Genomic DNA, 9,802 nt, shown 5'->3' on the forward strand with positions numbered 1-9,802 from the left:
GAGGACGTCTGCGTCGGCTGCAAGGTATGCACGATCGCCTGTCCTTTCGGCACGGTGAATTACGTCGCGGATATCGGCAAGGTGCAGAAATGCGACCTGTGCGGGGGGCAGCCGGCGTGCGCCGAAGCCTGTCCGACGGGGGCCATCACCTACATCGACGCCGACTGGACCGGGCTCGACCGCATGCGTCAGTGGGCCGACAAGGTCGGCAATCCGGCACACGCTTAACGGAGGATGCATCATGGGATGGGCACGTAAGGTCTTGCGCGTCGACCTGGCCAGGGGCACCTGTACGCCGGAGCCGCTCAACATGGGATGGGCGCAGGATTACCTCGGGCAGCGCGGGCTCGCGACGAGGTATCTGGTGGCCGAGACTGATCCGAAGGTCGATTCGCTGTCGCCGGAGAACAAGATGATCTGGGCGACTGGGCCGCTCACCGGCACGATGGCGTCCACCGGCGGGCGCTACTCGGTCATCACCAAGGGTCCACTCACCGGCGCCATCGCCTGCTCCAACTCCGGCGGCTACTTCGGGGCGGAGCTCAAGATGGCGGGCTGGGACATGGTGATCGTCGAGGGTAGGTCGGCGAAGCCGGTCTATCTCTGGATCGAGAACGACGTAGCCGAGCTGCGGGATGCCTCACACCTCTGGGGCACGACGGTCTGGCACACGGAGGAGACGATCAAGAAACAGCACCAGGATCCGCTGATCCGCGTGTCGTGCATCGGCCGCGCCGGCGAGAACGGCGTGCTCTTCGCTGCGATCGTGAACGACCTGCATCGCGCGGCCGGCCGCTCCGGTGTCGGCGCAGTGATGGGGTCGAAGAATCTCAAGGCCCTCGCCGTGCGCGGCACCCGCGGGACGACCGGCATCGCCGACCCGAAGGCGTTCATGAAGATCACCTTCGAGAAGAAGAAGATCCTCGCCGAGAACGCGGTCACCGGCCAGGGCCTGCCCAAGTACGGCACGCAGGTGCTGATGAACGTGATCAACGAGATCGGCGCGCTGCCCACCCGCAACCATCGCGACGTTCAGTTCGAAGGTGCCGGCCGGATTTCCGCCGAGGCCATGCACGAGAAGCGGCCGAGCGACGGCAAGTCGCATCTCGTCACCAATCAGGCCTGTTTCGGCTGCACGATCGCCTGCGGGCGCATTTCCAAGATCGACGAGAAGCACTTCACAGTGTCGACCAAGCCGGAATACTGGGGTGCCTCCGGCGGCCTCGAATACGAGGCGGCATGGGCGCTCGGTGCCGCGAACGGCGTCGACGATCTCGAAGCGCTGCAGTACGCGAACCTGCTTTGCAACGAGGACGGCATGGATCCGATCTCCTTCGGCGCCACCGTCGGCGCCGCGATGGAGCTCTACGAGATGGGCGTGCTGACGGACGCCGACATCGGCATGGAGGCGCCGTTCGGCTCGGCCGCGGCGCTCGCGCGCCTGGCGGAGATGACGGCGCGCGGCGAGGGGTTCGGCAAGCTGCTCGGCCTGGGCTCGAAGCGCCTGTGCGAGAAGTATGGCCATCCCGAGCTTTCCATGACCGTAAAGGGTCAGGAGTTTCCGGCCTACGACTCGCGCGGCATCCAGGGCATGGGCCTGGCCTATGCCACGGCCAATCGCGGCGCGTGTCACCTGCGCGGCTACACGGTCGCGTCCGAAGTGCTCGGCATCCCGGTGAAGACCGATCCGCTCACCACCGACGGCAAGCCGGCGCTGGTGAAGGCGTTCCAGGACGCGACGAGCGTGTTCGACTCCTCGGGCCTGTGTGTCTTCACCTCCTTCGCGTGGACGGTGGCGGACATCCAGCCGCAGATCCAGGCCGCGTGCGAGGGCGACTGGAGCATGGACAAGCTCAACCTCATGGGCGAGCGCATCTGGAACATGGAGCGCCAGTTCAACATCGCAGCCGGTCTCGGCGCCAAGGACGACACGCTGCCGCCGCGGCTCCTGAACGAGCCGGCCAAGACCGGCCCTGCCAAGGGGCTGGTGAACGGGCTTGCCAAGATGCTGCCCGAATACTACGAGATCCGCGGCTGGACGCCCGACGGTGTGCCGAAGCCGGAAACTCTGTCGCGACTCGGTCTCTGATCCCGCCAACCCGGAGGCGCTGCGCCACCGCAGGCAACAGCGGTCCTGTGGCGTTCGCGGCGCTTCCCCTTCGGTATCCGACACGCATGAAGCACATCATCATCGGCAACGGCCCCGCGGGTGTGGTGGCCGCAGAGACGATCCGCAAGGCGGATGCACGCGCCGACATCACGATGATCGGCGACGAACCGGAACCGCCGTACTCGCGCATGGCGCTGCCGTATCTCCTGCAAGGCGACATCGAGGAGGACGGCACCTATCTGCGCAAGGGCGCCGGCCACTTCGAGCGCCTGCGCATCAGGACGATCGGCGGCTACGTGGAGGGCGTCGTTACCAGGGCGAAGGAGGTGAGACTCCGGGACGGCACGACGCTCGCCTACGATCGCCTGCTCATCGCCAGCGGCGCGCACCCGACGCGCCCGCCGGTGGCCGGTGTCGATCTGCCGGCGGTGCAGACCTGCTGGACGCTGGCCGACGCACGTGCCATCGCCGCACGGGCGAAACCGGGTTCGCGCGTGCTGCAGATCGGCGCCGGCTTCATCGGCTGCATCATCCTCGAGGCGCTGGCCAGCCGTGGCGTGCATCTGACCGTGGTCGAGATGGGGGACCGCATGGTGCCGCGCATGATGACCCCGATCGCCGGCGGCATGATCCGCGCGTGGTGCGAGAAAAAGGGCGTGCGCGTGCACACCAAGGCGCGCGTCATGTCGATCCGGCCGGACATGGACCGCGCCGGCTCCGTGTTCGTCAAGCTCGACAGCGGCGACGAACTGCCGGCCGATCTTGTGATTTCTGCAGCGGGGGTCAAGCCCAACGTCGCGTTTCTCGCCGGCAGCCATGTTGCCACCGATCAGGGGGTGCTGGTGGACGATCGTCTGCGCACGAACGTGCCGGACATCTATGCCGCGGGCGACGTCGCGGAGAGCGTCGATTTCAGCACCGGCGAGCGCGGCATCAACGCTATTCAGCCGAATGCGGTCGATCAGGGGCGTGTGGCAGCGCTCAACATGGTCGGCAGGGAAACACATTTCGTCGGAGCACTCGCGATCAACGTCCTGCAGACGCTCGGTCTCATCTCGTCATCGTTCGGCAAGTGGTGGGGGGACATCGACGGGCAGGGAGCCGAGACCGTCGATCGCGAGAACTTCCGCTACCTGAGCCTGCAGTTCAAGGACGATGTCCTCATCGGCGCGACCAGTATCGGGCTGACGGAGCACGTCGGCGTGCTGCGCGGGCTGATCCAGAGCCGGCGACAGCTCGGACCGTGGAAGGACGAACTGCTGCACGACCCGACGCGCATCATGCAGGCGTCGCTGGCTGCCGCGGTGGCGGTCGGAGCGCAGCCGCCTGCAGCCGTTTTGCGCACGGCGCGATGAACGTCCGCGTCAAGCTCTTCGCGACGCTGTCGGACTACCTGCCGCCGGCAGGGGAGCGCAAGGGTAACGAGGTCGCGCTGAATGTTCCCGCAGCGACCACGATCGGAGAGGTCATCGATCGTTTCAGCCTGCCGCCGAAGCTCGTCCATCTGGTCCTCATCAATGGGCTCTATGTGCCGCCTGCAGCGCGCGCCCAGAAGGCCCTGAGCGAGGGCGACGTCCTCGCCGTCTGGCCCCCCGTCGCCGGCGGCTAGGGTGACGCTTTTGGTTCGCAACGTATCAGGCTCTTATTGAGCTGACCCCGTCGCCAGCGTCGCGACGCGGGCCGAGGCTTCCTGTCTCGACTAGAATTTGCTGATGGCGACCTTGACGGGAACGGATACCGGAGGGCTGGGCAGGCGCTTGCGCAGGCTCCTCGATGCCCTCGAGCGTGGCCTGGTCGAGCGCACTCAGGCAGTTCGCCTTGCCTTGCTGGCGGCGCTCGCGGGCGAGCACACCCTCATGATCGGCCCGCCGGGAACGGCCAAGAGCGAGCTCGCACGGCGGCTGCATTGCGCTTTCTGCGACGCCTGCTATTTCGAGCGGCTGCTTACGCGCTTCACGGTGCCCGAGGAGCTCTTCGGGCCGCTGTCCATCCAGGCGCTGGAACAGGACCGCTACGAGCGGCACACCACAGGGTTCCTGCCCGACGCGTCCATCGCCTTCATCGACGAGGTGTTCAAGGCCAACAGCGCGATCCTCAACGCGCTGCTTACGCTGCTCAACGAGCGTGAGTTCGACAACGGCGCCGGGCGCCAGCGCTGCCCCCTGATCAGCGTCATCGGTGCCACCAATGCGGTGCCGGAGGACGAAGTGGCAGAAGCCTTCTTCGATCGCTTTCTCGTGCGTCTGCCAATCGTACCTGTGAGCGCGGAGGGCTTCGCGCGGCTGCTCGGCACGGGGCGTCCCGAGGCCTGGGTGCCACCGGCCGGCGACTGCCAGTTGAGCGAGGCGGACCTCACCGCGCTGAGCCGCGCGGCTGCAGAGGTTCACGCCCCGCGCGAAGTGACGGCGATGCTGGGAGAACTGCGTCAGCACCTCGCTGCACAGGATGTCTACGTCTCCGATCGCCGCTGGGTGAAGATCGCGTGGCTCATGAGTATGGCGACGGCGAGCGAGGGGCGCGCGTCGGTATGCCTGTGGGATCTCTTCGTCCTGCCGTGGTGCACTGCGCCCGATGCCGAACGGCAGGCCGCAGTGCGCGCATGGCTGTGCACGCGGCTGGGCGTGTGCGAAGCGTTCTCCCCGCCGCGGCTTGCGCGCGTGGTCGAAGCCTTCGAGGCGCAGCTGGAGGCCGAGCGCAGCGCCAACGATCTCGACTACGACGACTCGGGGCGCCTGCGCTTCTCGGCGCAGGATCTGGCGGGGGAGGTTGGCGATGCGAAAGGCGCGTCGCACGCCCTGCGCATCACGCACACTCGCCGCCGACGCTACGGCGCGGCGCACATCCAGGCGCGCACGCGTCAGATCGACGAATTGCTGGTGCGCATCGACGCTTATGCGGGCGAGCTTGCTCAGCACGCGCAGGATCTGGCGCAGTATCGCGCCAACAGCTTGTGGCTGGACGACGACTTCGGCACCACGGTGGCGGCGAATCTGGCGGCGACGGGGCAGACGCTGCGTGGCCTGCGCGACCGCGTCGTTGCGGCGCGAGCGGGTTTTGCGTCGCTGCCGCGGCTCGCCCAGGACACGGGCGAGGTGCCGGCGCCGGTGGCGCACGAACTGGCCGGCGTCGAGTGAACGCCGCCGCCCCCCTTCCACTGCTTTTCCGGGATCAGGAAATCCGCCTGGCGGCGTTCGACGAATTGACCCGACGCCTCTGGCTCGGCGCCTCGACCAATTCGCAGGGCAGTCTCGAAACCCGGCTGGCGACGCTTGCCCAGTTGCGCCGCTGCCTGCACGAGGGCCTGCTTCCCGGCGGAGTGTGGTGCTGGCCGGAAGCGCGGGTCGCGCATCGTCTCACCGAGACCATACAAGCGCTCGGACTGGCTTCCTTCTGCCTGGGCCAGGAGACGCTGACCGACACCGTGCTCGCGAGCCTGCTTTTCCATCTGGATTGCATCGTCGACCGCATCGACCGCGGAGCGACCGGGGCCGAAGCCGTGGAACGCGCGGTCGAAGCCTTCGCCTCCGAATGGAGGGAGCGCTGCGGGCTGCTCGACGAACTGGTCGAAGTGTTCGGGGCGCTGCCCGACGCAGCCAAGCACACACGCTGGGACCTGCTCTGCGGGCTGCTGCGCAGCGAGGGATGGCAAGAGATCGTGCGCATCCGTCGCCTGATCGAGCGCCTGCCGGATCTTGTGCGGATCCTGCGCGCGCTCGGCCGGGCGCGGCTCACGGACGAACCGGACGAGCACAGCCACGCGACCGTGCAAGTGATCGAACAGGCAACGGCGCAGTGCGCAGAAAGCCATACCATCCACGTGCCGGACCTGCCCGGCGAAACGCGCGGCATCTGCCGCTCCGACCGCATCGGGCGCATGCTGCCGGCGGAGGCGATGCTGCTCGGGCATCCGCGGCTGCGGCTGGTGTGGCACGCGCGGCGGGCGGAGCGCACGCTGCTCACCTATGAGGATGACGACCGGCTGCAGGAGATCCGTTTCCACGAAGCCCTGGTCCAGCGCCCCCGATTGCAGCGCAAGCCGGAGAGGCGGCTCGAGATGGGGCCGCTGCTCGTCTGCGTGGACACCTCCGGCTCCATGCGCGGGGGTGCCGAGGCGGTGGCCAAGGCAACCGTGCTCGAGGCGGTGCGCGTCGCCCACGCCCAGCAGCGTCCCTGCCATGTCTTCGCGTTCGGGGGGACGGACGAAGTCGTCGAAATGGAACTCGCCGTTGACCGCGCGGGTATTGAGCGCCTGATGCGTTTCCTGAGCCAGTCGTTCCAGGGCGGCACCGATATCTGCGGCCCGCTGGAGCGCGCCATTGCCAAGCTCGAGGATGAGCGCTGGCAACTGGCCGATCTGCTCATCGCTTCCGACGGCGAATTCGGCGCGACGGCGGAAGTGGTCGAACGGCTGCGCGGCACGAAGCAGAATCTGGGGCTGCGCGTGCAGGGCGTGTTGATCGGCGACCGCGAAACCATCGGGCTATTGGAAGTGACGGACGATGTATTCTGGGTTCGCGACTGGCGACGTTACGGCGGCACCAACGCCGAATCGCCAGTGCATTCGAGGAGTCTGACGGCGACGTATTTTCCGGGGGCGCTGCGCACGCTGGAGCGGCGCGCGGAAACGGTTTCGGAAGCGGAAGGCGCGGCGGCCGTGCGCGCGGGAATACGCGGGAGAGATGGCGGCGCATAGCACCGGCCTCGATCTTCCTCGGGAGGAGGACATGCACATGAAGCACGTGATCATTGGCGCCGGCCCGGCCGGTGTGAGGGCAGCCGAGACGCTGCGGCACGAGGACGCGAAGTGCGACATCACGCTCGTCAGCGGCGAGCCGGGCGAGCCGTACGCGCGCATGGCGATTCCCTACATCCTGACGGGGCGCATCGACGAGAGCGGCGCGCATCAGCGCAGGAGCCCGGACCATTTCGATCGGCTGCGCGTGCGCTATCTCAACCGCCAGGCGGTACGCGTCGACGCGGGCGCGAACGGCGGGCAGGTTGCGCTCGACAATGGCGCCCGCCTCGACTACGACCGTCTGCTCGTCGCCACCGGTTCGTCACCGAGCCTGCCGCCGATTCCCGGCACGGATCTGGACGGCTGCGTCACCTGCTGGACGCTCGACGACGCGCGGGTGATCGTGTCCAAGCTTAGGCCCGGCGCCCGCGTGGTGATGCTCGGCGCCGGCTTCGTTGCCGGCGTCATCATGAAGTCGCTGGTGGAAAGCGGTGCGCAGCTCGCGGTGATCGCCGGTCGGCAGGGGCAGATCCTGCGCTCGATGATGACGCCGGTGGGCAGCGCGATGATCCAGCGCTGGCTCGAAGGCAAGGGCGTGAATGTCATCACCCAGGGCCGCAGCGAGCGCATCGAGCCCGGTCCGCGGCTCGTCTTGGACAATCAGACCCTCGATGCCGATCTCATCATCTTGGCCACCGGCGTTCATCCCAACATCGCCTTCCTCGAAGGCACCGGTGTCGAGATCGACAAGGGCGTCATCGTCGACGAGCGCATGCAAACGACCGTGCCCTGCATCTACGCCGCCGGCGACGTGGCCCAGGGCCGCGATTTCTCCACGGGCGAGTGGGTGGTCCACGCGCTGCAGCCGACGGCGACCGAGCACGGTCGCATTGCCGCGCTCAACATGGCGGGCAGAAACGTGCCCTATCAGGGCAGCCTGGGCATGAACGTGCTCGACACCATCGGACTCATCTCCTACACCTTCGGGCTGTGGAAGGGCCGCCCGGGCGGTGAGACGGTGGAGAACATCGACGCCGAGCACTTCCATTACACGCGGCTGTGCTTCGATGGCGACATGCTCGTCGGCGCCATCACCATCGGCAACATCCGGCACGTCGGCGCGATGCGCGGGCTCATCCAGACGCGGCGCCACCTCGGCGAGTGGAAGGCGCGACTCATGCAGAATCCACAACTCGTGATGGATGCGTTCGTGGACCTGAGCGAGGCGGTGTCGGCGGGCCGTCTCTCGGGCGCCGGCCACGCCGCGAAACCGGGGGAGTGACGTGCAACGCCATCCACGCGACGCGCAGATGCCACGCGCGTGATGGTGGATGTCGGGCGTCGTTGCTACCATCGTGGCCACCAGTCCTTCGGAGTGAAACATGCGCAGCCTGAGTATTGCCGGCGTCCTCGTCACGACGCTACTGGCGTTGTCCGCGCATGGCCAGCCGCCTGATGCACGGCAACTGAAGGACCAGCTGACCGGAGACGCCAAGGGTGCCGCGTCCGGCAATCCGCAATGCAAGCTCTTCACGCAGGCAGAAATTGCGACCTACACCGGCGTTGCAGTCGGCCCGGGCGAGAATGCGGCAGGAGGCTCGGGGTGCATGTGGAGTGACAAGGACTACGAGTCGTCGGCGACGGTGACCGTTGTCGCCGCCCGGTACTTCCCGGAGCCCAAGCTCGTTCCTGGATTCAGACGTCTGCCCGACGTGGGAACTCGGGGCTGGGTGGCGCCGGATGCGGGCTGGTCGGCGGGAACACTCATCAAGGACGAAGCCGTCGTCGTGGCAGTCTCGGGCGAGAAGGCCACGGAGGCCTCGGCCATCGCTCTGCTCAAGGAAGTCATCAAGCGCCGCAGCAAGTGAGCCTCCGCGCAGGAAGCCGAGTGCGGACGCGATCATCCCAGGCGGGTGCAAGGTCAAGTTGCCGATGAGATGGATGCTGACTGGCCGCAAGACGACCTTCGACGACCCCGTCACATTTCGAAGCAGTGGACAGCGTAGCCGTTGATGTCCTTCGATACTCGGGGCATCAACCTCGCGAGAAAGTTTGGAATGCGGGTGCGCTGCTGCAGAACGCCGAACTCGACGGCGCGCAGGATCATCGGGATGCGTGCCGTGAGCCGGTAGTCGTGCCTCACGAACTGAGCCGCAGGATCATCGGGGCGGCGCGTGAAGGATGCACCTGTCGCGACGATCTTTCGATGCATGCGGTACGCAAACTTGTCGAAGAAACGCCGGTTCATGAGGTCACACACCAGCAGGTGACGCGGGAATACCTGTCGCACCGCGCGCAACGTGGCTTCGATCGCCGCCGGCTCCAGATACATGAACACGCCCTCGATCAACACGAGCGTCGGCGCTGCGCCAGCGTGCGGTGCGAGTGTCGTGGCGAGCGAGTCGGTCGCGAAGCGGATACTGAGGCGTGCAAGCGGATTGGGACACTCTTCGGCAGGGAGTCGCGCGTTCTTCACGTCGATGACCTGCGGCTCGTCGAGTTCGACCCAGCGCCCTGCGTTGAACCGGTAGGGCCGGGTATCGAAACCGGCGCCGATGCTGACCACGGTAGTCGCCCGTTCCCTGGTGAGTTCGCGGCGTACGAGATCATCGACGATGCGGCAGCGCGTGATATTAAGAATATTCGGCATCGTCTCCGTGCGAAATGGCGCGAACACCTCCAGTCCGTGGGCATCCATGAACCGCCGGGCGTAGTGATCGTGGCAGAGCGACGGGGTGCGCTCGGCGTCGTCCATGCGCACGCCGCAGCAGTAGTAGGCAGTGTTCGAGATAGGGTTCATCCGCGCCTCGGGCCTTATCGCAAAGCCACTGCGAAACTTACCAGCGGAACGTGGCTCCGGTCCCGCGTGACTTTGCAGCCGGTCGACAAGTATCTCTCGGCTTTGCCCCATTCAGTAGAGGAATCCAGCGGGCTCCCCCGCGCGGCGCGCCCGCCTG

Annotated in this window: 9 protein-coding genes; 8 read left to right on the plus strand and 1 reads right to left on the minus strand. The window is 67.0% G+C overall.

Annotated elements, in window-relative coordinates; genetic code table 11:
* From JNK68_14825 to JNK68_14860, 8 genes are all read left to right on the plus strand, one after another.
* Window positions 1–228 (plus strand): 4Fe-4S dicluster domain-containing protein (locus JNK68_14825; GenBank protein MBL8541619.1); only part of this gene is annotated, 228 nt, incomplete at its 5' end.
* Window positions 229–241: 13 nt separating this feature from the next.
* Entirely contained in the window at window positions 242–2,089 is a 1,848-nt protein-coding gene (locus JNK68_14830; GenBank protein MBL8541620.1) for an aldehyde ferredoxin oxidoreductase family protein, read from the plus strand.
* Window positions 2,090–2,175: 86 nt separating this feature from the next.
* On the plus strand, window positions 2,176–3,465 hold the full coding sequence (locus tag JNK68_14835; GenBank protein ID MBL8541621.1) for an NAD(P)/FAD-dependent oxidoreductase: 1,290 nt from the start codon (window positions 2,176–2,178) through the stop codon (window positions 3,463–3,465).
* A complete protein-coding gene (locus JNK68_14840) occupies window positions 3,462–3,719 on the plus strand; it encodes a MoaD/ThiS family protein (protein ID MBL8541622.1) in 258 nt (85 codons plus the stop codon). Before JNK68_14835 ends, JNK68_14840 begins: the two co-directional genes overlap by 4 nt.
* A 103-nt stretch (window positions 3,720–3,822) precedes the next feature.
* Entirely contained in the window at window positions 3,823–5,244 is a 1,422-nt protein-coding gene (locus JNK68_14845; GenBank protein ID MBL8541623.1) for an AAA family ATPase, read from the plus strand.
* Window positions 5,241–6,803 (plus strand): VWA domain-containing protein, encoded by a 1,563-nt coding sequence (locus JNK68_14850; protein ID MBL8541624.1) that lies wholly within the window; start codon window positions 5,241–5,243, stop codon window positions 6,801–6,803. Before JNK68_14845 ends, JNK68_14850 begins: the two co-directional genes overlap by 4 nt.
* A gap of 37 nt (window positions 6,804–6,840) precedes the next feature.
* On the plus strand, window positions 6,841–8,127 hold the full coding sequence (locus JNK68_14855) for an FAD-dependent oxidoreductase (GenBank protein ID MBL8541625.1): 1,287 nt from the start codon (window positions 6,841–6,843) through the stop codon (window positions 8,125–8,127).
* Window positions 8,128–8,227: 100 nt separating this feature from the next.
* Window positions 8,228–8,713 carry a hypothetical protein gene (locus tag JNK68_14860; protein ID MBL8541626.1) on the plus strand — a complete coding sequence of 162 codons (486 nt, stop codon included), beginning with the start codon at window positions 8,228–8,230 and terminating at the stop codon, window positions 8,711–8,713.
* Window positions 8,714–8,823: 110 nt separating this feature from the next.
* Here JNK68_14860 and JNK68_14865 read toward each other — a convergent pair whose 3' ends face one another.
* Window positions 8,824–9,645: a class I SAM-dependent methyltransferase gene (locus JNK68_14865; protein ID MBL8541627.1), complete on the minus strand. Its 822-nt coding sequence runs from the start codon at window positions 9,643–9,645 to the stop codon at window positions 8,824–8,826.
* Window positions 9,646–9,802: the final 157 nt, after the last annotated feature.

The sequence above is a fragment of the Betaproteobacteria bacterium genome (genome assembly GCA_016791345.1).
Lineage (GTDB): Bacteria > Pseudomonadota > Gammaproteobacteria > Burkholderiales > JAEUMW01 > JAEUMW01.

Bases quoted from the DNA above. Each gene is read 5' to 3' on its own strand.
- JNK68_14830 (MBL8541620.1), top strand. From the start codon at position 242: ATGGGATGGGCACGTAAGGTCTTGCGCGTCGACCTGGCCAGGGGCACC.
- JNK68_14835 (MBL8541621.1), top strand. From the start codon at position 2,176: ATGAAGCACATCATCATCGGCAACGGCCCCGCGGGTGTGGTGGCCGCA.
- JNK68_14840 (MBL8541622.1), top strand. From the start codon at position 3,462: ATGAACGTCCGCGTCAAGCTCTTCGCGACGCTGTCGGACTACCTGCCG.
- JNK68_14845 (MBL8541623.1), top strand. From the start codon at position 3,823: ATGGCGACCTTGACGGGAACGGATACCGGAGGGCTGGGCAGGCGCTTG.
- JNK68_14855 (MBL8541625.1), top strand. From the start codon at position 6,841: ATGAAGCACGTGATCATTGGCGCCGGCCCGGCCGGTGTGAGGGCAGCC.
- JNK68_14860 (MBL8541626.1), top strand. From the start codon at position 8,228: ATGCGCAGCCTGAGTATTGCCGGCGTCCTCGTCACGACGCTACTGGCG.
- JNK68_14865 (MBL8541627.1), bottom strand. From the start codon at position 9,645: ATGAACCCTATCTCGAACACTGCCTACTACTGCTGCGGCGTGCGCATG.